At 38.2% G+C, this 24,640-nt stretch carries 24 protein-coding genes; 2 read left to right on the forward strand and 22 right to left on the reverse strand.

What is annotated here, in order from left to right; translation table 11 throughout:
* The first annotated feature begins 162 nt into the window (after window positions 1-162).
* Window positions 163-1,548: a glycine--tRNA ligase gene (locus FH508_RS15960; RefSeq protein ID WP_172772075.1), complete on the forward strand. Its 1,386-nt coding sequence runs from the start codon at window positions 163-165 to the stop codon at window positions 1,546-1,548.
* 295 nt (window positions 1,549-1,843) lie between these two features.
* Here FH508_RS15960 and FH508_RS15965 read toward each other — a convergent pair whose 3' ends face one another.
* Window positions 1,844-3,562 (reverse strand): HD-GYP domain-containing protein, encoded by a 1,719-nt coding sequence (locus FH508_RS15965; RefSeq protein ID WP_172772077.1) that lies wholly within the window; start codon window positions 3,560-3,562, stop codon window positions 1,844-1,846.
* 753 nt (window positions 3,563-4,315) lie between these two features.
* Between FH508_RS15965 and FH508_RS15970 the strand changes: the two genes are divergently transcribed.
* Window positions 4,316-5,746, forward strand: a complete 1,431-nt coding sequence (locus FH508_RS15970) for an S-layer homology domain-containing protein (RefSeq protein ID WP_172772078.1) — start codon at window positions 4,316-4,318, stop codon at window positions 5,744-5,746.
* 35 nt (window positions 5,747-5,781) lie between these two features.
* Here the strand turns inward: FH508_RS15970 and recO are convergent, their stop codons facing one another.
* From recO to dnaJ, 21 genes are all read right to left on the reverse strand, one after another.
* Entirely contained in the window at window positions 5,782-6,576 is a 795-nt protein-coding gene (recO, locus tag FH508_RS15975) for a DNA repair protein RecO (protein ID WP_172772079.1), read from the reverse strand.
* A gap of 177 nt (window positions 6,577-6,753) precedes the next feature.
* The gene (era, locus tag FH508_RS15980; RefSeq protein WP_172772080.1) at window positions 6,754-7,671 is read right to left on the reverse strand and encodes a GTPase Era; all 918 of its coding nucleotides are present in this window, start codon (window positions 7,669-7,671) and stop codon (window positions 6,754-6,756) included.
* The gene (locus FH508_RS15985) at window positions 7,658-8,071 is read right to left on the reverse strand and encodes a cytidine deaminase (protein ID WP_172772081.1); all 414 of its coding nucleotides are present in this window, start codon (window positions 8,069-8,071) and stop codon (window positions 7,658-7,660) included. Before FH508_RS15985 ends, era begins: the two co-directional genes overlap by 14 nt.
* A gap of 230 nt (window positions 8,072-8,301) precedes the next feature.
* Window positions 8,302-8,652, reverse strand: a complete 351-nt coding sequence (locus tag FH508_RS15990; RefSeq protein ID WP_172772082.1) for a diacylglycerol kinase family protein — start codon at window positions 8,650-8,652, stop codon at window positions 8,302-8,304.
* The gene (gene ybeY / locus FH508_RS15995; RefSeq protein WP_172772083.1) at window positions 8,653-9,126 is read right to left on the reverse strand and encodes an rRNA maturation RNase YbeY; all 474 of its coding nucleotides are present in this window, start codon (window positions 9,124-9,126) and stop codon (window positions 8,653-8,655) included.
* 9 nt (window positions 9,127-9,135) lie between these two features.
* Window positions 9,136-11,256, reverse strand: coding sequence for an HD family phosphohydrolase (locus tag FH508_RS16000; protein WP_172772084.1), 2,121 nt, complete (start codon window positions 11,254-11,256; stop codon window positions 9,136-9,138).
* A gap of 807 nt (window positions 11,257-12,063) precedes the next feature.
* Complete coding sequence (locus tag FH508_RS16005; RefSeq protein ID WP_172772085.1) at window positions 12,064-13,020, reverse strand: PhoH family protein; 957 nt, start codon at window positions 13,018-13,020, stop codon at window positions 12,064-12,066.
* 2 nt (window positions 13,021-13,022) lie between these two features.
* The gene (locus FH508_RS16010; protein WP_172772086.1) at window positions 13,023-14,135 is read right to left on the reverse strand and encodes a sporulation protein YqfD; all 1,113 of its coding nucleotides are present in this window, start codon (window positions 14,133-14,135) and stop codon (window positions 13,023-13,025) included.
* Window positions 14,125-14,385 (reverse strand): hypothetical protein, encoded by a 261-nt coding sequence (locus FH508_RS16015; protein WP_172772087.1) that lies wholly within the window; start codon window positions 14,383-14,385, stop codon window positions 14,125-14,127. The genes FH508_RS16010 and FH508_RS16015 overlap by 11 nt, the downstream gene beginning before the upstream one ends.
* Window positions 14,386-14,440: 55 nt before the next feature.
* The gene (locus FH508_RS16020) at window positions 14,441-14,941 is read right to left on the reverse strand and encodes a hypothetical protein (protein ID WP_139860792.1); all 501 of its coding nucleotides are present in this window, start codon (window positions 14,939-14,941) and stop codon (window positions 14,441-14,443) included.
* Between the two features lie 27 nt (window positions 14,942-14,968).
* Window positions 14,969-15,973, reverse strand: a complete 1,005-nt coding sequence (floA, locus tag FH508_RS16025) for a flotillin-like protein FloA (RefSeq protein ID WP_139860794.1) — start codon at window positions 15,971-15,973, stop codon at window positions 14,969-14,971.
* Window positions 15,974-15,977: 4 nt separating this feature from the next.
* Window positions 15,978-17,306, reverse strand: a complete 1,329-nt coding sequence (locus FH508_RS16030) for an NfeD family protein (protein ID WP_172772088.1) — start codon at window positions 17,304-17,306, stop codon at window positions 15,978-15,980.
* Between the two features lie 335 nt (window positions 17,307-17,641).
* Window positions 17,642-17,815: a 30S ribosomal protein S21 gene (gene rpsU / locus FH508_RS16035; protein ID WP_004227078.1), complete on the reverse strand. Its 174-nt coding sequence runs from the start codon at window positions 17,813-17,815 to the stop codon at window positions 17,642-17,644.
* A 362-nt stretch (window positions 17,816-18,177) separates the two neighbouring features.
* Window positions 18,178-18,747 (reverse strand): manganese catalase family protein, encoded by a 570-nt coding sequence (locus FH508_RS16040; RefSeq protein WP_139860639.1) that lies wholly within the window; start codon window positions 18,745-18,747, stop codon window positions 18,178-18,180.
* 39 nt (window positions 18,748-18,786) lie between these two features.
* Window positions 18,787-19,050: a spore coat protein CotJB gene (locus FH508_RS16045; RefSeq protein ID WP_139860636.1), complete on the reverse strand. Its 264-nt coding sequence runs from the start codon at window positions 19,048-19,050 to the stop codon at window positions 18,787-18,789.
* Window positions 19,043-19,270 (reverse strand): spore coat associated protein CotJA, encoded by a 228-nt coding sequence (locus tag FH508_RS16050; RefSeq protein ID WP_139860633.1) that lies wholly within the window; start codon window positions 19,268-19,270, stop codon window positions 19,043-19,045. The genes FH508_RS16045 and FH508_RS16050 overlap by 8 nt, the downstream gene beginning before the upstream one ends.
* A gap of 208 nt (window positions 19,271-19,478) precedes the next feature.
* The gene (deoC, locus tag FH508_RS16055) at window positions 19,479-20,150 is read right to left on the reverse strand and encodes a deoxyribose-phosphate aldolase (RefSeq protein WP_139860630.1); all 672 of its coding nucleotides are present in this window, start codon (window positions 20,148-20,150) and stop codon (window positions 19,479-19,481) included.
* 197 nt (window positions 20,151-20,347) lie between these two features.
* Window positions 20,348-21,682: a tRNA (N(6)-L-threonylcarbamoyladenosine(37)-C(2))-methylthiotransferase MtaB gene (mtaB, locus tag FH508_RS16060; protein ID WP_172772089.1), complete on the reverse strand. Its 1,335-nt coding sequence runs from the start codon at window positions 21,680-21,682 to the stop codon at window positions 20,348-20,350.
* 15 nt (window positions 21,683-21,697) lie between these two features.
* Entirely contained in the window at window positions 21,698-22,435 is a 738-nt protein-coding gene (locus FH508_RS16065) for a 16S rRNA (uracil(1498)-N(3))-methyltransferase (RefSeq protein WP_172772090.1), read from the reverse strand.
* A gap of 77 nt (window positions 22,436-22,512) precedes the next feature.
* Entirely contained in the window at window positions 22,513-23,454 is a 942-nt protein-coding gene (gene prmA / locus FH508_RS16070; protein WP_172772091.1) for a 50S ribosomal protein L11 methyltransferase, read from the reverse strand.
* Window positions 23,455-23,475: 21 nt separating this feature from the next.
* Window positions 23,476-24,597 carry a molecular chaperone DnaJ gene (gene dnaJ / locus FH508_RS16075; RefSeq protein ID WP_172772092.1) on the reverse strand — a complete coding sequence of 374 codons (1,122 nt, stop codon included), beginning with the start codon at window positions 24,595-24,597 and terminating at the stop codon, window positions 23,476-23,478.
* Between the last annotated feature and the right edge of the window lie 43 nt (window positions 24,598-24,640).

Genomic DNA, 24,640 nt, shown 5'->3' on the forward strand with positions numbered 1-24,640 from the left:
CCGGAGACGGGTGCTATTTTTAATTTAGCTCGTGCTAAATTAAATCATGCAATATTCGTATGAAGCGAATTAGTTTTGACAATGACACTGGTCATTCATTTAATTCGTCATGTAACACTTTTTCACTCTTTTGCAAGGAAAATTAAGAAGGAGGCTATTATAATGGCTAACAAATCAATGGAAACAATTGTATCATTAGCAAAGCATCGAGGCTTTGTCTTCCCAGGTTCTGAAATTTATGGAGGCTTAGCAAACACTTGGGATTATGGTCCACTTGGTGTTGAATTAAAAAATAATGTTAAAAAAGCTTGGTGGCAAAAGTTTGTTCAAGAATCAGAACATAATGTTGGTATCGATGCAGCTATTCTAATGAATCCAAAAGCTTGGGTTGCATCTGGTCACGTTGGCAACTTCAACGACCCAATGGTAGACTGTAAAGCTTGTAAAGCACGTCACCGTGCAGATAAAATCATCGAAGATGCTGCACTAGCTAAAGGTGATGAAATTATTGTAGACGGTATGACATTCGATCAAATGAAAGAAACAATGGTGAAATATGATGTTGTTTGTCCTGATTGTGGGAAAGCAGATTTCACTGATATCCGTCAATTTAATTTAATGTTTAAAACATTCCAAGGTGTTACAGAATCTTCTACTAACGAAATCTACCTACGACCTGAAACGGCACAAGGCATTTTCGTAAACTTCAAAAACGTTCAACGTTCTATGCGTAAACGTACACCATTCGGTATCGCGCAAATCGGTAAATCTTTCCGAAATGAGATTACTCCAGGGAACTTCACATTCCGTACACGTGAATTTGAACAAATGGAACTTGAATTTTTCTGTAAACCAGGTGAAGATCTTGAATGGCATGCATATTGGAAAGAATTCTGTAAAAACTGGTTACTGAACTTGGGCATGAAAGAAGATTCAATGCGTTTACGTGACCACGAGGATGACGAATTATCGCATTACTCTAACGCAACAACTGATATCGAATTTAAATTCCCATTCGGCTGGGGCGAGCTTTGGGGCGTAGCTGACCGTACAGACTACGACTTAAAACAACATATGGAGCATTCAGGTGAAGACTTCACTTATATTGATCCTGTGACAAACGAACGCTATGTACCTTATTGTATCGAGCCATCTTTAGGTGCTGACCGTGTGACATTAGCATTTTTATGTGATGCTTATGATGAAGAAGAGCTAGAGGGTGATGACAAACGTACAGTATTACGCTTCCATCCTGCTTTAGCACCGTTTAAAGCAGCAGTACTTCCACTTTCTAAAAAGTTATCGGATGAGGCTGCTGACGTATGGTCAGAGCTACGCAAATCGTTCCCAGTTGATTTTGATGAATCTCAATCAATCGGTAAACGCTACCGACGTCAAGATGAAATCGGTACGCCATTCTGTATTACATTTGATTTCGATTCAAAAGAAGACGGTCAAGTAACTGTTCGTCACCGTGATTCAATGGAACAAGTTCGTATGCCCATCGCTGATGTAAAAGCATATATCGAAAAGCATCTTCAATTTTAATTTAAATTAAACTTGTCTAAAGCCCGAGCGGCTGTGACAAAAGAAAAGAGTGTTAGATTGACTGCCAATCAATCTGACACTTTTTTCTATGCTTAGGCGGTTGCTTTTTGAAGGTTTACAGGCGATTCACGAACTTTTAACGGCGCTTTCTTCTGTCTCACCAGCGATTCAAGGACTTTTATCGGCTGTTTCTCTAAGTTTATCGGCGATTTATGATCTTCTAATCTATTTAACTAATAATCCCTTTTTATAGTTAAAAAATAAAAACCAAATCAAGTTTTGATTTGGCCATGTTCTATACTTTTAACGAAATAAATAAACGCTCCTGCATTTTTTCCTCAAATAAAAACTTTTTCATATTCATACCAACTAAGTTTACTAATAGTTCCTCAATATCACTTAAGGAATAGTATAGGAAGGTGCCTTCACGCATAGGACGAACTCTTTTATCGATTGTCAGTTCCTCCTCAATGAAGTAGGCAACATTTACACCACAGTGCTCCATTAGTTGTGTTATACGTTGATCATCGCCTGGATTAATAAAGAACGGCACGATTTTATCAATATACAAAATACTCTGAACAAGTTTAATAAAAAAGTTCTCACGAATAGAAGTTTCAACGACTAAAATGGTTGTTTGCTCATGCTGATAATCCATGTACAAAACATTTAATTGTTCTTCCAATAGTTGCTTTAATATATGAATGGAATTTTTGTATTTCTTCATATCAGTTTGAATTTCTCGAGTTAGCAGCCGCAGAATACGATAGGCAGGTAAGAAGATTTTTAAAACAATTTCTTTCGGATGTAAATGATCAATTAATTTATTGAAATACACTTTTAAAGTTTTCTCATCATTACGTATTAACTGTTCGATAAATAAGTTAAAAATTTCTTCAAAACTATTTGCACGATAATCAATCATTTTAATAATTTTCACACTATAATTCAGGGGTAAATTCATAGACCTTTGCTCATCTAATAATTTTACTTTCGGTAACGTTGGAAATAAATCGTAGACAAGCTCCACTTGTGCACTCCGATTATCAGATAGCAACACAACTGAGTTTACAGGATAAATGCCAAGGCACTCTACAAATTTATGCATAAACTTTTCGTTATATAAATGTCGATCCCGATACAGGACAGCTAAAGCATCTGTTGCGTTATATCCCGAATGATATACACGTTTTGAGGTCATTGCGGAATAAACATCAATAATTTGTAATAGTTGAACGCCATCACTCATCTCATCTGCACAAAGTTGGTTCGGATATCCTTTTCCCGCAAAACGCTCGTGGTGATCACGTGCTAAATAAGCGATATCTGCTTCACCATTTTCTAATAGGAGCTCATAGCCTTTCGTTGTATGAGTTTTGACAATTTCAAATTCATCTTCGGACAGCTTTCTTTTTAAGCCTAGTATTTCTTGTGGTATAAATACTTTGCCAATATCATGAAATAGATAACCACGCGCTAGCATCTCTATTTCTGTTAAGCCTAGATGTCGCGCAAAAATAGTTCCTAGTACAAAAGCATCGAAGGAATGGACAAACGAGTACTCATCCCATTCTCTTAAACGTAAGAGTAAATCGTAGCGATGTTTTTTTTCTAAAATCCGCTCAAAGACACCTCTAACATACGCTGTGTCCTGAGTACTTTTTAAAATTTGACCATAACGCAATTCGTGTACAACATTTTCTAACGTTGTCATAAATAGATTATTGACCGCTACTTTATATTCATCAATTGCTTCTTTTTGCTCTAAAAGAGGTGCAAATACATCCTCATACTCTCTTGTTCGCTGCAAACTTAAATCATGAACAATTCTTACTGAATCTGAAGATAGATAAACTGATAATTCCTCTACTTTTCTTAGTTTAAGTAATGCAATTATTCTCTCAGTTAGTACTAAATCTTTTTTAGCTAATAGGCGATACTCGGAAAAAATATCTTCTGCTAAAATATCATTTGCTTCTACTTCCTCAATACTTAATGTCACTTTTCTTAGCATTTATTCAGCCACACACGCGTATTTATAGCATTATGTGACCTCCCTCCCTTTTCCATAGGACTGCATTAATCTAATAACGTACTATTATACGTTTGCTGATAGAGGCTTGGTTTTCATCTATGTGTCAAATGAAGAATAATTAAAACTAATTTTCCATGTAATTAGTATAATTATGCAAAAATAACTAATATATATTTTATTTACCTTTACAATATCATAGGTTAAAATGCCTTTTCAACTAGTATATGGGATTGAAATGATTAGTTAATACTATGCATATATTACAAACCATTTAAAAAGTAATTCTTTAGATTCATAAATTTAACCAACTTCGCTATTGGTTGTAACTAAATGCTAAGATATATGACCTATTTCAATAAAAATTAACGTTATTATTTATAAAAACAACTATTATTTTATTAATGCACCGTATAGCTAAAAAAAACAAATTTTTTCTTACTAATTTGTATATCGGACGTTCTCCTAATCTTTTTTTCCTATTTCGATTTCAATATGCACCACATAATTTCCATTTTATAGTGGATAATATTCCCTCTATTCTCACCTTCAACAATTTGATATAAATATATTATTATAGTTATTCTTTTATGTTAAAGTACGTTTTTTTAACAATACATAGTAATACCAACCATTCGCAATCAATCGTCCGGAAGTTTGAAACTGTACATAGGAAGGATTCTTACTAGAAAGAGCAATGCTATAAATGTATATCTATTCATTGGAGGAAACAAATTGAATACACACCGTTTTTATCAAATGGCTTTGGCAGCTACTTTAGCAACAAGCGCTATCGTTATAGCCCCCCAAACAGCTAATGCCGCTTCATTATTTCCCGATATTAACCCATCGACTGAGGAAGGCAAAGCAATTATTAACTTAGCCGAGCGTGGTATAATTTCTGGCTATCCTGACGGTACATTTAAACCCGCTAATTTTATTACTCGTACACAGGCAGCAAAAATTTTAGCAGGCATTTTACATCTAGATACTGTGCATGTAAAAAATCCTCACTTCAAGGATATTACCCCTGATAATGAAAACTATGGTGCTATCGCTGCTCTTGCAGAGGCAGGAATCATTAGTGGCTCTAATGGTTATTTTAATCCGACAAAACAAATTACACGTGGTCAACTATCCAAAATGCTTGTAAAAGGCTTTGATTTAACAATTACAGACGATATAGATATACCTTTTACAGATGTAAAGGCTGGCAGTGAATACGAGCCATATATTCAAACATTATTTGCTAACAACATCACAAAAGGTACGACACCAACTACCTTTGGTCCTCAAAGCTATGTAAAACGTTCTCAACTAGCTTCTTTTGTAGTGCGCGCTGAAAACACACAAAATAATGCGATGATTCATGCAGATCATTTTAATCAAGATTTTATCTTTGCATCTTATGGCGGGATTGAGCCAGCAGAGGATATTTTCTCTTGGGATGACGAACAAGAAATAACAAATACGATTACAATTAAGCCATTAAAAGAAGGCACTGGTAAATTGGTTATCACTGGTTTTAACGAAGATACCGAGGAATTTACTGATTTCTTTTTCTTAGTACATGTGAAATCTATCAATGGCAAGCTGCAAGCTACACTAGAAGAAGTAAATGAAGGAGATTATTTAGAAAATCTACCTCTTTATCTTAATGAAACTGATTTATCGTTCACACCTACAGAAGTAAGTATTCAAACTGCTGATGGTCAAGCATTATCTTCTGATTTCTATACACTTGATACGAAAGATAACGTAACAACACTATCTATTTTTCAAGATGGACAATACTTATTAACTTTTACAAATGGTACACAACAACAAATCATGGCGGCAGATGTGTATACGTATGATTTTGTACGTAGTATTGATCTTTATGAAATTTCAAATGAACTAACATTTACAAGTGATTATTTGAATTTTGAGCCAGTACAAGTGGCATTAGAGGATTTAGGGGATAGCTCAGATCCAACAAACAAAGTACCTGTTAAAGCAATAATCAATGGCAACAAATTGATTGTAACGCCATTAGCAGAGGGCAATGCAGTATTACACGTAACTGGAAAAAATGGTGAAACTGCATATTTAAGTGTTGAGTTTATGAAAATTGCAGATAAATGGGCTACTTATTACGATTTATACGATGATTCGGATATCTATTAATACGGACCGAATTTAAAAAAATGCCAGAGGACATATTAGTTGTCCTCTGGCGTTTCTGTTTTGTCTGTAGATGGTCTTAACTGTAATTCAGGTGTTCTTTCTAATTGCTCTATAAATTTCTTTGTCTTAAAGCGAATACCAGTTTGTTCCTCATAAATGGTTGTAATAATTTTTTTTATGAAATATTTTGTCTCTTTTTTCAATTCTAGTTTGCCAATTTGATCAATTGGTACTGTGTAGAACATGCGAATCAGCTTTAGCTGAGTTGGAGTGAGCCGAATAATATATGGATCTTGCTGGTAACAGCGGTGACATAGGAACCCGCCTTGTGCAAAGGAAAAGGCAAATTCTCCATCCACTGCACCACATGATGCACAAGCATGTAGTATTGGCTGTACACCTGTGTAGGGTAACATCTTCCACTCTACAAAAAGTGTAATGGCTTCTGGATCATAGCCATCTTCAATTGCCTGTAATGCCTGTAGAAGTACTTCAAATGCAAAAGGCTCCGCTTTACCTTCCTCCACCACACGCTCGATCAGTTCCATTATATAGCTTGCATAGGCAGTTGCTACAATATCCTCGCGTATATGGCGCATTGAATTTAGATGCTCTCCTTGTTGCAATGTGCCCATTCCAGTATGATGTTGCACCATAAACATCCCATATGTAAATGGCTGTGTCACCGCAGATAATCTGCTTGAGGGCTTTTTCGCACCTCGTGCCATTGTTGCCACTTTGCCAGCCTCTCTCGTTAGTAGCGTCACAATTTTATTTGATTCGCCATATGCACGAACCTTTAGCACAATGCCTTCCCATTTATAAAGCATCCATCCCCCTCCTTTTTTTGCGAGTTTTCAAAGAAAATAGAGCTCTCCAAACAAAATTTGGACAGCTCCATTTTTACTCTCTCCCAAATGGCTTAAAGCATCATTTCAACTGCTTAGTCCACTTTAAGAAATCGAAAAATTTTATAATCACGAAGCATTTACGCCAAGTGAAGGAAATTAATATTCATCATCTCGGAATCCAAAATCACGAAGATGCGTTGATTTATTACGCCAATCTTTCTGCACTTTTACCCAAAGCTCTAAATACACTTTAGATCCGAGGAGCATTTCTATATCTTTACGAGCACGAATACCTACTTCTTTCAGCAGCGCCCCACGTTTACCTATAACAATCCCTTTTTGAGAATCACGTTCTACAATAATTGTCGCTGCAACACGAATCTTTTCTTCATTTTCTTCATCACGACGAATTTTATCAATGACTACTGCTATAGAATGTGGTATTTCCTCACGTGTTAAATGTAACACTTTTTCACGAATTAGCTCTGAAATGATAAAGCGTTCTGGGTGGTCTGTTACTTGGTCGGCAGGATAATACTGTGGTCCTTCAGGTAAATACTTCGTTAAAGTTGACAGTAAGTTTTCAACATTATTCCCTTGAAGAGCTGAGATTGGCACTATTTCAGCAAAGTCATAGCGCTCCTTATAGCTGTCGATAATACCCATTAATTCATCTGGGTGAATTTGATCAATTTTATTAATTACTAAAAATACAGGTGTTGGATTGCCTTCAAGCATTTCTAAAATAAACTCGTCACCCTTACCAAGCTTTTGCTCCGCGTTGACCATAAACATAATAACGTCTACTTCACGCAATGTATTTTTTGACACTTTTAACATGAAATCGCCTAGCTTATGCTTTGGTTTATGGATACCAGGTGTATCAATAAAGATCATTTGGCTATCGTCTGTTGTTAGTACGCCTTGTACCTTATTTCGTGTTGTTTGTGGCTTATCGCTCATAATGGCAATTTTTTGACCAATGACTCTGTTTAAAAATGTAGACTTCCCGACATTTGGTCGTCCAATAATTGAGATAAAGCCTGACTTATAGCCAGTATTATTTTCCAGCATTTTCTAAATCCTCCGTTGTAAATGCAAACGGTAGTAACTCGCCAACTGACGTTACCGTGACATCACCATTTAAATTTGTTAAGTATACAGGCATAGATGGGGCACAAAATTCCATCATTACTTGGCGACACGCACCACATGGAGCACAAGGGCCCTCTGTATCAGCTACAATAGCAATCGCCTCAAAATCATAAACACCTTCTGAGACTGCTTTGAAAAACGCTGTACGCTCTGCACAGTTCGTCATACTATAACCTGCATTTTCAATATTACAGCCATGGATGACATCCCCGTTTTTTGTTAATAGCGCAGCCCCTACTTTAAATTTTGAATAGGGCACATATGCCTTCTCACGTGCTTTTTTAGATTCTTCTAGTAACGCATGCATATCTATCTTCATCTATGCTAATTCTCCTCTACATCAAAATCAATGCCTTTATGCATTAGGCATCTCATCAATTACGCCTCGGTGTAATTGCGTCCAGATTTTTTGGAGCTTCATAAAGAACTCCTTTTAAAATCTACGACATTCTCTAACCTTAATATAGCCAAAGTTTGAACTCCACCGCTTTTAGTGCACATTCAATATTTATTCCCTCACTTATATAAGTAAGGGTTGCTAAAATCAAGTTAAAACCATTTTGGTATAAAGATTAGTAAACCGATTATAGCACTGAATACCGCAAATACAAGCACCGCACCTGCTGCAATATCTTTCGCTTGCTTAGCAAGTGGGTGAATGTCAGTTGAAGCTAAGTCCACAACTCGTTCAATAGCGGTATTCACCATTTCAAGCGCAAACATCAGTGCTATTAATAATAGCACAATAAACCATTCTACTGGTGATAAACCTGTGAAATAACCAGCAATTAAAACAATGCCCGCACTGAGCAAATGTGATTGAAAATTTTGCTCTTTACATGCTGTGATTATACCTTCAAAAGCATATCCAAACGAACGTAAATATTTGCGTAAGTCCATTTAGTCACGTCCTAAGCCGTAAGATTGTAAAATCTCCTCTTGCTTCCCGAACATCACCTTTTCATCCTCTGATACCATATGATCATAACCAAGTAAGTGCAAGAAGCCATGGACAGCTAAAAAGCCCAATTCACGCTCAAATGAATGTCCATACTCCTCAGCTTGCTCCTTTGTGCGATCTGTTGAAATAATGATATCGCCCAAAATGCGTGGCATCCCTTCAAACGTTACTTCCATTTCACCTTCACCTAATTCCTCTAAGGCGAACGATATCACATCTGTCGGTTGGTCTTTACCGCGATAGTCTCTGTTTATTTCTTGGATAGCTTCGTTAGTCACAAAGGTTACTGATACTTCTGTTTCAGGTTCAATCTTTTCTACTTTTGCTGCATGTTGTAAAAGCTTCTCTACCAGCTCCATATGTTGTGCAGTTACTTCATTTGTTTCATCTGTAAAATCAATTGTTAAAATCATTGGTGCCTCCTACTTATCTGCCTTTGGATATTCAATACGTGAATGGAAAATTCCATTTAACGTCTCACAAAGTACTTGCTCTATACATTTTAACTCTTTTATCGAAATATCGCATTCATCAAACTGATGGTCCTGTACACGGTCATCAATAATAGCACGCACGAGCTTGTGAATTTTTTCAGCATTTGGTTCTTTCATTGAACGAACTGCCGCTTCCACACTATCAGCTACACTAATTACGGCTGCCTCTTTTGTTTGTGGTTTCGGTCCAGGGTAACGGAACTTTGCCTCATCAATCACTTTTCCCTCTTCTTTTGCTTTGTAAAGGAAAAATTTAAGTAAACTTGTTCCATGATGTTGTAGCGCTATATCAATAATCTCTTGCGGCATTTTATAGCGTCTTAGCATGTCCGCTCCATCAGTAGTATGTGCAATAATAATTTCTGCACTAGTTTCTGGCGGCATTGAATCGTGAGGATTCATACCTGACATTTGATTTTCGATAAAGAACGCTGGACGCTTCGTCTTGCCAATATCATGATAATAACAGCCGACTCTGGCTAGTAATCCGTCTGCACCAATAGCTTCGCATGCAGCTTCAGCTAAATTTGCCACCATTACACTATGATGATATGTGCCAGGTGTTTCCATTAGTAATTTTTTTAACAATGGATGATTTGGATTAGACAGTTCAATTAAACGCAATGTCGAAAGTAAACTAAATGCCGACTCAAAAAATGGTAATAGCCCCATTGTAAGTGCACCCGATAAAAGGGCCGATAAAATCGCAGCGATAAAATAAAACAGTAGCTCAGACAAGCCATACGATGATTGCGTCATTAGTAAATAAAATGCGATAAAGCCCATATTTACAAGTGATATAACAGCAACCGCCTGCATAATATGTGAGCGCTTTTCTACACTACGCATAAAGAATAGGCTCGCAAAACCACCAAATATAATATATAACGTAATTTCCATCTGCATCACAGATGAATATCCTTCTTGAAAAATAACCCCTGCTGAAGCAGCAGTCATAACGGTAATTAATACTGCTGCGCGATCATCTGCTAACAGACGAACGAGCATTGTTGCTAATGCCGTGGGGAATAAAAATGCAACCGTCACATCAAAACCATCTGCCACTAAGCTTATAAACTTCATTAGAAGAATTGAAAAACTATACACAATTACTGTGACAAGCAATGCATTACGCTTTTTAGGTTCTTCTATTTCCCAGCGATCAAATAGAATATACATAAAAATCAGTTGAAGGAAGGTTAAAATAATCAACCCTGCAATCGGCTTCATTGAAGCTTTATTACTCACCATACCAAGTAACTCTAATTGCCTAAATGTCTCATTATCAATAATCTGCCCTTCCTGTACGATAATTTGACCTTGTAGTATACGCGTTGGTTCAACTGCTTCCTTTGCTTGCTCTATTCTAACTTTTGTTTGTTCCTCATTGATTGTTTCGTTTTCAACAATACTTGCACGTCCGATTAATATGACTGTGCTTAAAATCTTATCAGGATAGCCACGCTGACCACGAATTTTTGTTTCAAAATCATTTTGCGCAGCTAACACATTTTCTTTACGAATTGATTTTTGTAAATATTCTTGAACAAGTTTAGAAAGTTGTACGCTTGTTCTTTTTAAATCTGTTTCACTTTGTTGTAATAAGCCTTCAAGCTGTGCATCTGTAAAAATGACAGGCATTTGATCAACATCAATAGATTCTAATTTTTTGCGGAGCTTTGCCACTTGGTCGACATCTGCATCGGGATCTTTACTACTATCTACAGCCTTTTTCACTTCAAGCACATAATCAAATAAAGACGTCACGATTGCTACACGTTGTTTTGCAACGTCCTCTGAAAATTGATAGACGGGCGTAACTGCATTGGCAGCCTTTTCTCGTTCCTGCTGAGTCTTAACTGTATCTTCGATTGTTTTCGTCGATCTTACTGTTTCTGATGCAAGTTGCAATGGTTTAAAATCGTATGTAACACCCTTTACATTGCCATACATAAATGTAAACTGTAATGCCCCTGTAAGGATGAGAACGACAATCAAAAAGTAGCGAAACCCGATAAGCTCCGTAATTTTTTGAAGTTGTTTCTCCATTCGGCACCTCCTCTATCTATCTTCTATCATACCAATTCAAAAAACATTTTTCCCGAAAAATGTATAAGAAAGCAAAAAAACAGCTATACGTATTTGTATAGCCGTCACATTTTTCATTTTTCAACCTTAAATATGCATAAATTGCTGGATTTGTCGCTTCATTTTTAGTATAGGTTATTGCCGTTAATTTCGACTGCGAGCGGGCGCTTTCCGCGGGCACAATGTAAGCCGCAACCGTCGCTGTCGCGCCGTTTGTTGCGTCTTACATTGTGTGCTGTTCCCGCAGGAGTCGCCCACCCTCCGCTCTAATTAACAAGTATTAGTTTCTATTATAGAAAACTAAGGTTAAATTTAAGCACAGTATCGTTATTCTGAATAATTTCGAAAGTTATCAGCTTCAACCTATATATAAGGATGACTATCGCCGTTAATTTCCGCTGCGGGCGGGCGCTTTCCGCGGGCACAATGTAAGCCGCAACCGTCGCTGTCGCGCCGTCTGTTGCGTCTTACAATTTGTGCTGTTCCCGCAGGAGTCGCCCACCCTCCGCTCTAATTAACAAGTATTAGTTTCTATTACAGATAACTAAGGTTAAATATAAGCACAGTATCGTACTTGTTGTACCTGTCGCTTCGCTTTCGGTACAGACTTTTTTTCTTTCGTTGTACCTGTCGCTTCGCTTTCGGTACAGACTTTTTTTCTTTCGTTGTACCTGTCGCTTCGCTTTCGGTACAGACTTTTTTTCTTTCGTTGTACCTGTCGCTTCGCTTTCGGTACAGACTTTAAAATAACCGCCTTAGGCGGTTATTTTAAAGTTGCTGATCTTCGTAAGCTTTTATGATTTTTGCTACGACTGGATGGCGGACTACATCGCCTTGTTCTAGAATTTGGAAATGTATTGAATTGACATATTTTAATGTGCGTTCAGCAACAATCAAACCAGACTCCGTATTTTTTGGAAGGTCAATTTGCGTTTTGTCGCCAGTAATAACCATTTTTGAACCAAATCCAAGTCGTGTTAAAAACATTTTCATTTGCATATGTGTTGTGTTTTGAGCTTCATCTAGAATGACAAAGGCATCATCTAATGTGCGTCCACGCATATAGGCTAAAGGCGCGATTTCAATCGTTCCTCGCTCAATTAGGCGTTGCGTTTGTTCCGTGCCATATATATCGTTTAACGCATCGTAGAGCGGTCGTAAATATGGATCGACCTTTTCCTTTAAATCACCTGGAAGGAAGCCTAGAGACTCTCCTGCCTCGACTGCAGGACGTGTTAAAATAATACGCTTTACATGCCCATTTTTAAGCGCTTGCGTAGCCATTACTACCGCTAAATACGTTTTTCCGGTACCAGCTGGGCCAATACCAAAAACAACGTCTTTGTGACGAATCGCTTGTATGTATTCTCGTTGACCTATTGTTTTTGCACGTATCGGTTTCCCTTTAGTCGTGCGTGCAATTTCTTCATCGTAAAGTTCTGCAAAGTATTCAATTGTCCCTTTTTGTGTCATTTCAATTGCCGTTGCTACATCACGTTGATCAATATTAATTCCTTTGCGAATAACTTTTAATAATGCGTGTAGAAGATATGTTGCTTGTTCTTTTGCTTCTTCTTCACCTGTAAGCTGAATTTGCTCACCGCGTGTAATGATATGGACATGAAGAGCCTCTTCAATTAATTTCATATTAGCATCGGAAATACCTAGCAGCATCACCGCTTCATTTGGATTATCCACTTGTAATACAGTTAAATGTTCTGACATAATCATTCTCCTTGTGGCCCTTGTATTGGACTTGCAATGTTTTCGTTGACTAAAAATAGAACTTTCCCTTCAACTGTACCATTCCCCCACTTCGCCTGTAAAAGGTTTTCTTTCTTAATAACGGTTTTTGCAGGAAGTGATTGAAGCATCTTTTCATGTAGTAGTGGCATTAACAATGTATCTATTTTTGATTCATCTAATTTAATTTCCACTGTTTTTGTTTGCTGTTCCTCCACAATCGAAACATATGGATCTAGCCAATTTGGTAAGTCTTTCTTTTGTACATAATCAACCGCTTCTTTATGAATCCCCTTTACGACTACACGCCACTGCTTTTGTTGCATTGATTCAATAGTTAGTTTTGTTGGAATTTTAAAGGAGCATTCAAGCCAGTAGTCCGCAAAAACCTCACCCTTTGCCCCAACAAAGACATGGTCTTCACCACTGTCAATGACACCACTTACAAGAACGTCACCTTCATAAGCTGTATCATTAACAGAAATTTTCCGTTCCCCATGTTGAATGTTAAAGTTTGTTATGACACCGCTTTTCGTAGCAACTAAATGTGTTGCAAGTTTTTCGGTTGTCAATTCTGTTGTTTTTGGAGATTCCTGTGGTCTCAGCGTAACACGACCACCTTGCTTTTCAATATGCACCCACGCTAAGTCTCGATGTTTTTCTAACAGACTCTGCCGAATAACAGCGTCTGACGGTAATACTTTTTTAGTCATCGGCGTTTCTAAATGAAATGTTTCTTGAAATGTTTTCTCGATTTGTTGTTGCAGCTCTGGTGTCGCCGCTTCAATTTCTACACGCCAAATGATTTGTGCGCAAAGTAAAGGGATTAAAATCATGATAAATAACCCGAGTAATGTCCAAAGTTGCGCCCGAAAAACTTGAAGCTCATCAGCATAATGAACGGTCATTTTTAACCGATACCGACTACGAATGCGACGAATTTTTGGCAAGTATCCCATATTCGTTTCAAATGTAACTTCCTGATCTCGAAAGACAACACGCTTTAAAGGTACTTGCTGTGCATGTAATGCTTGAATAAAAGGATGAACATTTTCATGGCGCTTTATACGTATTATAATTGGTCGATTATTCCACATTCTTGCTCACACCCATATCATTAGTCATTTTTACATGTAATTCCTGCAAATCCTCTACTGAAAGATGGAGCATTTCTTCCTTTATTGCATTTATCTCAACAGATTTTCCACGCACAATAATATGATAATCAGCATAAATAAACGAGCACGACGTAGCGTCAGCATGTAAAAAGCGATAAGGTCCGATAATTTTTAATGTTTCATACTGTGTTAATTCAAGTAGTGGCGTTAATTGAAATAATTTTTTCATAAAAAAATGCCTCCTTCTTCGGCAATATATGCGCCGAAAAAGGAGGACATGCTAGTTATTTTCGTTTTGCTTTTGGCGGGCCTAAAATTTCAGCCATCACCACTGCTTGCACCAATGCTTTTTGGGAATTCGGTATCTGAAATCCATTATTGGAGGTTGCAACAGAGATGTCTTTTTTCTCAGCAGCCAAACGCCCAATGCTAGGACGTTCGGTTTTACGACTCAATTGCTCAGTTGGAATAAGCGGTGGGGCTACATAACTAGGAATATGTTCCTTCACTTTTTCTCTTACTGGCTCCAGTCGTTTTTCTGTGTCATTTTCTGTCGCAAATTCCGTTTTTAGCTCCCCTACAAATTCACGCGCAAAGTCTTCAAAGCTTTGCCTTTTAGTAGTTGGGCGTCGATGCGTTGGTTCATCTACTTCCATTTGGGCGGAAGGTTGTGATGGAGCAGTTTTATTGAAGGGGGGCATTGGTTTTTGTTCTTTTTTATTTTTAGATTTTCCGAAAAGAGAGCTGACTATGGCAATAATTGCAATTATAATAAGTTGTTCCATTTGTTAGCACTCGCTCCTTTCCGTTAATTATGCTTTTGGTTCACTAGGGTCTGATTTGTCTGTACTTACTTTTGAAATGGAGTCACGCATAGCCGTATCTGCTTGAATATTACGGTAGTTCATATAGTCCATAATACCAAGGTTACCAGAACGTAAAGCTTCTGCCATTGCTTGTGGTACTTCTGCTTCTGCCTCTACTACTTTCGCCTTCATTTCTTGTACGCGGGCAATCATTTCTTGCTCATTTGCTACAGCCATTGCACGACGTTCTTCCGCTTTCGCTTGGGCAATGTTTTTATCTGCTTGCGCTTGTTCAATTTGTAATTCGGCACCGATATTTTTACCGATATCCACATCCGCAATATCAATCGATAAGATTTCAAATGCAGTCCCAGAGTCTAAGCCTTTAGATAATACTGTTTGTGAAATCATATCTGGATTTTCAAGGACTGTTGTATGACTTGATGCACTACCGATTGTCGAAACGATACCTTCACCTACACGGGCAATAACTGTTTCTTCACCTGCACCACCGACTAAACGTTCGATGTTTGCACGAACTGTGATACGTGCCTTTGCTTTAACTTCAATCCCGTTCATTGCCACACCTGCAATAAATGGTGTTTCAATTACTTTTGGGTTAACAGACATTTGTACCGCTTCTAAAACATCACGACCAGCAAGGTCAATTGCAGCACAACGTTCAAATGTTAGCTCAATATTAGCACGGTGAGCAGCAATTAGTGCATTTACGACACGGTCTACATTACCACCTGCTAAATAGTGACTTTCTAATTGATTAATTGTCACAGGTAAGCCAGCTTTATGCGCTTTGATTAACGGATTGACGATGCGTGAAGGAATTACACGACGTAAGCGCATTCCGATTAATGTGAAAATACTAACGCGGACACCTGCAGCTAGTGCAGAAATCCACAGCGCCACTGGTACAAATGTAAAAAATACAGCGACGACAATAAATAGTAGGACTAGCCCGATTATTGGGCCCACTAAAGCTAAATCAATTCCCATGTTGTTATTCCTCCATCTCTTTTTCTGTTTGTCTCACAACAATACGTGAGCCTTCTACTTTAATCACTTCTACATTCTTCCCTACATCAACATAGCCACCTTCTGACACAACGTCAATTCGTTCATTCACAAATCGAATTGTACCTGCTGGGCGAAGTGGTGTTAACGTTATACCAACTTTCCCTAACAACTCAGTGCGATTAACGTTAGACACATAGCCCTCTTCCGTTGTAGTAGCATCCATGAGCACTAACTTGTTTAAAACATGCATTTTTTTACCGAAAAATTTCATCAGGATCACCATTCCTATTATGGCTACTACAAGCGCAATAAAAATCGCCATGACCATTTGCATCATGTTTGCACCTGCCAGCAGCAAGCTAAGTAATATAAGCACGCCACCTAAAATACCAACAATGCCTCCGGGGACAAAAAATTCCGCAATGACGAGTGCTAAGCCTGCAATGAAAATTAATAATGTTTCATAGCCTGCAAAACCTGCTACCATATGACCGAAGAAAAATAATCCGAGAGCTGATAAACCCATTATACCTGGAACACCAAACCCAGGCGAATACAGTTCCATAACAAGCCCCAAACTCGCAATAGACAATAAAATAGGTACGATAAGTGGGTTTGTAATAAAACGAGCAATTTTTTCTGCGAAGGTTGGCTCAATTGATACAATATCACTGCCCTTTAAATCTGTCTTGGCTAAAAGTTCTTGAAAATTAGCAACAGTACCTTCTGAATAGTTTACCTTTTCAGCCTCTGAAGCCGATAATGTTAATAAATTCTCGCCTCCAGCTCGAAATTCTGGCAAATCAATTGTCGAATCTGCCATTGCTAAGGCATACTTCGGATCACGACCAGAAGTTTCGGCAGCCGCCTGCATTTGCGCGAGCCACGCACTATGAGCCTTATTATCAGCTGCATTGCCAGCAGAATCGATTACTGCTGCTGCGCCAATTGTTCCATTAGGAACCATATAAATTTCATCTGCATGTAAGGCTAAAAAAGCACCTGCTGAATGGGCATCCTTGTTAATAAAAGCAATCGTACGTATCGTAGTGGCATCCATAAGCATGGCGATATCGCTTGCTGCATTGACAAAACCACCAGGCGTATGTATATCGAGTACAATCGCTTCTGCATAGTTTTCTTCAGCCTCTTTAAAAGCTCGTTCTAAAAATGCGTGAAGTCCACGTTCAACTTCATCATGAATCGGTACGTGGTACACCTTGCTACTTGCAAATGCTGAAGTCAGTGGAAACGCTACCAAAACAGTCATCCAAATCACAATAATATAGCTAAGGATTCTCCTTTTCCGCATCTTTTTCCCTCCCTTCTAACATGCTTCTCTACTCTATATACGACTGACCTTGTAAAAAGTTTCACAAAATCAAGTTTATTTTTATTATACAGTATGAAGTATGTTTTTTCCCTTCAGCTGATTAGCAAAGTTGCTGTTTTCTTATAAATAAAAAAAGCCGAATGAAATCTGTAGTGATTTCATTCGACTTTTTCGAATATGTACCGCAAAAAGAGCATCATGCAAAATACCTGGAATTAATCGCAATTGCAACTAATTCCAGGTATATCATTGTCTGCTCAGTGAATCATACAATTGCGTGTTTTGAACGTAGGGATTTTTAATGGGAAATTAAATTACCACTTACGTTTACGTGCAGCTTCTGATTTCTTTTTACGTTTAACGCTAGGTTTTTCGTAGAACTCGCGCTTTCTAACTTCTTGAATTGTACCACTTTTTGATACAGTACGTTTGAAGCGGCGAAGAGCATCTTCAAGCGATTCGTTTTTGCGAACGACAGTTTTTGACATCTCTCTTTCCCTCCCTCCGAACACACGTCAATACACAAAACAATTAGGCTAATAACCAACTGTTGTGTACTAAAAAATTATACCGTATTGTCTTATAACGGTCAATAGAAAGTATTCGAAATCGCAAAGAGAATTTTTAAAATCCATTTTAACCGTATTTTATATTGTTCTTCAGATAACAATAAGGATAGTCATTGTGTACAAATAGTAAAGAAGAGAGTGCAGTGTCTCTACCCAATAGAACAAAAAATACTTTTTTGAGAGAGGGTACATTCATGTCTCTTCGTCATCACAAAAACTTTCATACACTTCAAACTAAAAATTCCACGCTCCTTTACTGTTTTGATAAAGGCGTAAATTGGTTAAAAGATTTTCTTTGTGTTGCCATCTTCGATTAAAATTTCTACAGCCTCTCTAAAGCGCTGCGAATGGATAATTTCTCGTTCTCTTAAAAAAATCAAACTATCATTTAAATCAGGGTCATCCGATAAGTCAATTATCCATTGATATGTGGCACGTGCTTTTTCTTCCGCCGCAATATCTTCGTATAAATCAGCAATTGGATCCCCTTTTGCCTGTATATAGGAAGCAGTAAATGGTACCCCCGATGCATTTTGATAAAACAGTGCTTTATCATGGTTAACATAATGATCTGCGAGTCCTGCTTCTTTAATTTGCTGAGGGGTTGCATCTTTTGTTAGCTTATAAATCATTGTAGCAATCATTTCGAGGTGAGAAAACTCTTCTGTTGCTATATCCGTTAACAAGCCTACTACTTTATCAGGTATTGTATATCGTTGATTCATATAGCGAAGTGCAGCTGCTAGCTCACCATCTGCACCACCATACTGCTCTATTAAATACTTTGCTAGCATCGGGTTACAAGTACTAACTTTGACTGGATACTGGAGCTTTTTTTCATAATACCACAAACATCTTTCCCCCTAATCCAAATGTATTTCATTCTGTATTTACACTTGCCAAGGCCATGGCGTATCAACCCAATTGAACGGATAATTCGAATAGCTTCTTCCGAAATTCATAAGCGGACCAAATTTTTGTTCGAAATCTACTTTTAATCGCATACTTTTTTCGGTATTTTCATTAAATTGGGTAATTGCAGCATAATCATGTGGATGTGTGTCTAAATAAAGATTTAATTCAACGATAACAAAATCAATCGCTTGAATTTCTTCGAGAAGCTGATAAAACTCTGGTGGCATTTGTTTACTCACCTTTCATCCCACCTCTCTCTGGGTTCGGATAGGGGCTAAAAAAATCAGGCCATAGTGTACCAAATTTTAACGCTTCCCTTGCAGTCTGAAACTGTGGTAGACCAGGCGGTTGAAAGCCTATATACAGTTGTGGAGGTGTTGCAAAGCTTTTGACCTCAATCGGTTTACAAGGATCAAAAGGACTGATATAAGGTCGCCAATACTTATATTGCGTAAACATAAAATCCTCCCTTCTAAAAGCAATTACATCATTCGAGTATATGAGGTCGGAAAAATAATTATTCTGATGAAAAAATTAGCTTAACGGCGTTTGCTTTGTAGTTGTTCCTTACAGACCATTTTTAAATGTAAACAAAAAAACAGCGTACTAGAAAATATTCCAGTACACTATTTCTCCTATTAAGCATTATTAAAATTATTTGTTGAAATTAATAATTAGAATCAGCAATTAAGCCCTTCATGATTGCTACACCAGAACTTGCTCCAATACGAGTGGCACCAGCTTCAACCATTTTTTGCATATCTTCCAAGCTACGAACCCCACCAGAAGCTTTCACACCTAGCTCAGGTCCTACTGTTTTACGCATTAACGCTATGTCCTCTGCTGTTGCTCCACCAGTAGAGAAGCCTGTTGACGTTTTCACGTAATCTGCGCCAGCTGCTACAGACAGTTCACAAGCTTTTACTTTTTCTTCTTCAGTTAGTAGGCAAGTTTCGATAATTACTTTTACAATCGCACTGCCTTTTGCCGCTTCTACTACTGCCGCAATATCCGCTTGTACTTGTTCGAAGTTTTGATCTTTTAAAGCGCCAATATTGATGACCATATCCACTTCTTGTGCGCCATTAGCAATCGCATCTTTTGCCTCAAATGCTTTTACAGCTGGTGTATTAGCGCCTAATGGGAAACCAATAACCGTACATACTAAAACATCTGAGTTTTGTAATAGCTCGCTACAATATTTCACCCACGTTGGGTTTACGCAAACAGATGCAAAGCCGAATTCTTTTGCCTCTGCACATAGCTTTTCAATTTGTTCTTTCGTCGCCTCAGCCTTTAATAAAGTGTGATCAATCATATTTGCATAATTTGTTGTCATTTAACAAGCACTCCTTCTAACTTAAGTTGTCCGTACCTCTCTGGAATAATACCATGTTTTCACGTTTCCGTCTAATGTCTTAAGTTATTACACAATGGTTTTTAATTTGTCATAGTCTTTAGCATGCCCGTTTAAGGGTAATATTATCAATAAAAAAAGGATTGTCTATCATCAATAGATAGACAATCCTTAGGCTATTATTTTACAGTTTCTAATAAGCGTACAAACTGCCCTTTAGAGTGAGGGTAGCCCGCTTGTGTAATTTTGACCTTTACAAGTTGACCAATCAGGTTTTCAGGACCTTCAAAAACTACTTTTAAGTAGTTGTCTGTGTAACCCGTTAATAAGCCCTCTTCCTCACTACCATCATGAACAAATTCTTCAGGTATTACTTCTAATACTTCATTTTCGAAGCGAGAAGCATATTCCTTCGCAAGTTGGTCATTTAAAGCGATTAGGCGGTGAACGCGCTCATTTTTAATGTCCTCATCGATTTGGTCTTCCATACGGGCTGCAGGTGTGCCTGTACGAGGAGAGAATGGGAACACATGTAACTCTGAAAATTTATGGTCACGAATAAAGTTATACGTTTCCATAAATTCTTCTTCTGTCTCACCTGGGAAACCAACGATGACGTCAGAAGTAACAGCTAAGTTCGGTAATGCTTCATGTAATTTTGTTAAGCGTTCGCCGAAAAATGCCATCGTGTATTTACGACGCATACGTTTTAATACTGTATCCGAACCTGATTGAATCGGAATGTGTAGATGATTAACAACAATGTTTGACTCACGTAAAACATCGATGACTTCATCTGTTAGTTGGCTAGCTTCAATAGAAGAAATACGTAAACGTTTTAATCCTTTTACATTCGCCTCTAAATCACGTAACAATTGAGCAAGGTTATAATCTTTCAAGTCTTGTCCATAACCACCTGTATGAATCCCTGTTAGTACGATTTCAAGGTAACCAGCATCGACTAATTGTTGTGCTTGATTTAGTACTTCCTGTGGATCACGTGAGCGCATTAAACCACGCGCCCAAGGAATAATGCAAAATGTACAGAAGTTATTACAGCCTTCTTGGATTTTTAATGATGCACGTGTTCGGTCTGTAAATGCTGGCACATCTAATTCTTCATATACACGATTTTTCATAATGTTGCGTACAGCGTTAATTGGTTGACGCTCGTTACGATATTGCTCAATATAGCCAAGTAATTTTGTACGATCCTGTGTTCCTACAACAATATCTACACCAGGAATCGCCATAATTTCAGCTGGGGACGTTTGCGCATAACAGCCTGTAACACAAATAACCGCATCTGGATTTTGACGGACAGCTCGACGAATAACTTGACGCGATTTTTTATCGCCCGTATTTGTTACTGTACATGTATTAATGACATAAACGTCAGCCTGATGATCAAACTCCGTACGATCGTAACCATCTTCTTTAAACAGTTGCCAAATAGCCTCTGTTTCATAGTGATTTACTTTACAGCCAAGTGTGTGAAAAGCCACTTTTGACAAGGCTAAACACCTCTTTCATTCAAATTCATATGATATTGCAGATAGCGCATAAAGTGGCGCTGTTTCTGCACGTAAAATTCTTGGACCAAGAGACATTGTTTGCGCGCCAGCTTGCTTTAACATATCAGCTTCTTTTCGCGCAATACCACCTTCTGGACCGAAGATAATAAGGATTGATTTCGACTCCTTATCATACACGTTTTTTAGCTTATCCGCAAACCTTGTGCGTTTTTCTGCCTTTGCATCCTCTTCATCTGCAATAAATATAGCGTCAAAATCGTTCATACGCGATACAAGCTGTGTAAACTTTATTGGCTCGTATATTTCGGGTATGTGTGTGCGATGTGATTGCTCCGCTGCCTCTTTTGCAATTTTTTGCAAGCGCTCCTGTTTTTTCGCACCCTTTTTGACATCCCATTTTACAATTGATCGCTCCGCTTCAAATGGCAACAAGGCATACATACCAAGCTCAGTCGCTTTTTGTGTAATGAGTTCTAATTTATCACCTTTAGGCAGCCCACAAGCAACTGTTACACGAACAGGAAGCTCAGGCGATGGAATTGTTCGTCCCGTCGCATGCACAATGACATCATCCTCTTCAAATGCAGTAATTGTGCAAATATAAGCTGTGTCTTGTGCAACGACGATAATCTCCGCACCTTCTTTCATGCGCATAACACGCATGATATGTCGCGCATCTTCACCCGTAATGCGTGCTGAATCAATGGATGTATCGATGAAATAACGTTGCATAGCTAATACTCCTTTCTGATAATGAAAACGCCAAGCCGTAAGCACTCGGCTCACGATTTGGCGCTTCCTTGGTCAATTTATTGTGGTCGACGAGCGATAATTGCTACCCAATCTTCCATTAATAATACTTCTTCAATAACAAAGCCTGAAGCTTCAAGTGCTGCTTTCACATCATCTCGTTTCGCTCCGATGATGCCTGAAGTGACATATAATCCGCCTGGTTTAACAATTGTAAATGCATCGTCAGTAAAGGACATAATAATCTCTGCTAAAATGTTTGCAACTACAACATCAGCTGGCTCTTTCACAGTATCTAATAAGTTACCGTGGAAAACTTCAACTTTATCGCTTACTTTATTTAACGCAACATTTTCTTGGGCAGAACGTACAGCCACTTCATCTAAATCTAGTGCATGCACACTTTTTGCGCCAAGCATTGCTGCACCAATCGAAAGAACACCAGAGCCTGTGCCAATATCGACAACCGTGTCGCCTTCTTTTACGACTTTCTCAAGACCTTGTAAGCACATAACCGTTGTTGGGTGTGTTCCTGTACCGAATGCCATACCAGGATCTAACTCAATGATTAATTCATCCGTTGAAACTGGTGTATAGTCTTCCCATGTCGGTACAATTGTAAAACGTTCCGAAATTTTAACTGGGTGATAGTATTGTTTCCACGCTGTCGCCCAATCTTCCTCGTTCACTTCTACAATCGAAACAACATTTTCTCCGATATCAATGTTGAAATTCGTTAAATTCGTAATCGCTGCCTTGATTTCTTCAACTGTTTCATTTAAAAAGCTAGACTCTGATAAGTAAGCTTTAACGATAACGCCCTCTTTTGGAAAATCATCTTCATTTAGCGCGTAAATCTCACCATACTGATCTTCACGTGGCTTCGCGAATTCAGCTGAATCCTCAATTACAACACCGCTAGCTCCTGCTTCATGCAAAATATTTGAAATTGCTTCCACCGCTTCATTTTTTGTATGAATGGATAATTCTGACCACTTCACGTAGCTCTTCAGCTCCTCTAATTATTCACCTTGGAATTTTTTCTTGATTTTATCAAATAGTGAGCTTCCTTGTTCTTCTGGAATATCGCCACTAATTTCTGCAAATTCACGTAGTAATTGTTTTTGTTTCTCTGTTAATTTTTCTGGCGTCATAACTCTAACAGTTACATATTGGTTACCTGTTCCATAACCATGAACATTTTTTACACCTTTATCTTTCAAGCGGAATTGTGCACCTGATTGTGTACCCGCTGGAATACGTAATTTCACTTTACCATGTACAGTAGGTACCTCAATTTCATCCCCTAATGCTGCCTGAGGGAATGTTAATTTTAATTCGTAGTAAATATCATCGCCATCGCGTTCGAATTCATTGTGCCCTTGAACGCGGAACATAATGTATAAGTCACCAGCTGGACCACCGTTAATACCTGGTTCACCTTGACCTGTTACACGAATTTGTTGACCATCATCAACCCCTGCAGGAATGGACACTTTAATTTTTTTACGTTTTTGAACTTTACCTTCACCGCGACAAGTTGAACATTTTTCTTTAATAATTTTACCTGTTCCGTGACATGTCGTACAAGTACGACGATTCATCATGCGGCCAAATGGTGTATCAACAGCCTGATTAATTTGTCCTGCACCTTTACAAGTAGAACATGTTTCAGGAGTTGTACCTGGTTTTGCACCAGAACCATGACATGTTTCACATGTTTCGTCTTTAGGAATTTCAATTTCTGTTTCTTTCCCAAAAATCGCTTCCTCAAATTTAATATTCATACGGTATTGCAGATCGTCACCTTTACGTGGTGCATTCGGGTCTTGTCGGCGTCCACCACCGCCAAAGAATGAACTGAAAATATCCTCGAAGCCGCCAAAGCCGCCGCCTCCGAAACCGCCGCCTCCAAAACCTGCATTTGGATCTTCGTGTCCAAATTGGTCGTAGCGCGCTTTTTTCTGATCGTCACTTAATACTTCATAAGCTTCAGCAATTTCTTTGAATTTTTCATCTGCACCTGGCTCTTTATTTAGATCAGGATGGTATTGTTTTGATAATTTACGGTATGCCTTTTTAATGTCATCTTTAGAAGCCGATTTCGTTAAACCAAGCACCTCGTAATAATCGCGTTTCTCCATGATTCACACTCCGCTCTTTTTGCATAAAATCTATTGTAACATG

It is taken from the genome of Lysinibacillus sp. CD3-6 (assembly GCF_006351725.2).
Lineage (GTDB): Bacteria > Bacillota > Bacilli > Bacillales_A > Planococcaceae > Lysinibacillus.

Coding starts and splice junctions, on each gene's coding strand:
- FH508_RS15960 (WP_172772075.1), top strand. CDS start 163: ATGGCTAACAAATCAATGGAAACAATTGTATCATTAGCAAAGCATCGA.
- FH508_RS15965 (WP_172772077.1), bottom strand. CDS start 3,562: ATGCTAAGAAAAGTGACATTAAGTATTGAGGAAGTAGAAGCAAATGAT.
- recO (WP_172772079.1), bottom strand. CDS start 6,576: ATGCTTTATAAATGGGAAGGCATTGTGCTAAAGGTTCGTGCATATGGC.
- era (WP_172772080.1), bottom strand. CDS start 7,671: ATGCTGGAAAATAATACTGGCTATAAGTCAGGCTTTATCTCAATTATT.
- FH508_RS15985 (WP_172772081.1), bottom strand. CDS start 8,071: ATGAAGATAGATATGCATGCGTTACTAGAAGAATCTAAAAAAGCACGT.
- FH508_RS15990 (WP_172772082.1), bottom strand. CDS start 8,652: ATGGACTTACGCAAATATTTACGTTCGTTTGGATATGCTTTTGAAGGT.
- ybeY (WP_172772083.1), bottom strand. CDS start 9,126: ATGATTTTAACAATTGATTTTACAGATGAAACAAATGAAGTAACTGCA.
- FH508_RS16000 (WP_172772084.1), bottom strand. CDS start 11,256: ATGGAGAAACAACTTCAAAAAATTACGGAGCTTATCGGGTTTCGCTAC.
- FH508_RS16005 (WP_172772085.1), bottom strand. CDS start 13,020: ATGTCAGAACATTTAACTGTATTACAAGTGGATAATCCAAATGAAGCG.
- FH508_RS16010 (WP_172772086.1), bottom strand. CDS start 14,135: ATGTGGAATAATCGACCAATTATAATACGTATAAAGCGCCATGAAAAT.
- FH508_RS16015 (WP_172772087.1), bottom strand. CDS start 14,385: ATGAAAAAATTATTTCAATTAACGCCACTACTTGAATTAACACAGTAT.
- FH508_RS16020 (WP_139860792.1), bottom strand. CDS start 14,941: ATGGAACAACTTATTATAATTGCAATTATTGCCATAGTCAGCTCTCTT.
- floA (WP_139860794.1), bottom strand. CDS start 15,973: ATGGGAATTGATTTAGCTTTAGTGGGCCCAATAATCGGGCTAGTCCTA.
- FH508_RS16030 (WP_172772088.1), bottom strand. CDS start 17,306: ATGCGGAAAAGGAGAATCCTTAGCTATATTATTGTGATTTGGATGACT.
- rpsU (WP_004227078.1), bottom strand. CDS start 17,815: ATGTCAAAAACTGTCGTTCGCAAAAACGAATCGCTTGAAGATGCTCTT.
- FH508_RS16050 (WP_139860633.1), bottom strand. CDS start 19,270: ATGTTTACGCAATATAAGTATTGGCGACCTTATATCAGTCCTTTTGAT.
- deoC (WP_139860630.1), bottom strand. CDS start 20,150: ATGACAACAAATTATGCAAATATGATTGATCACACTTTATTAAAGGCT.
- FH508_RS16065 (WP_172772090.1), bottom strand. CDS start 22,435: ATGCAACGTTATTTCATCGATACATCCATTGATTCAGCACGCATTACG.
- dnaJ (WP_172772092.1), bottom strand. CDS start 24,597: ATGGAGAAACGCGATTATTACGAGGTGCTTGGTTTAACGAAATCGGCT.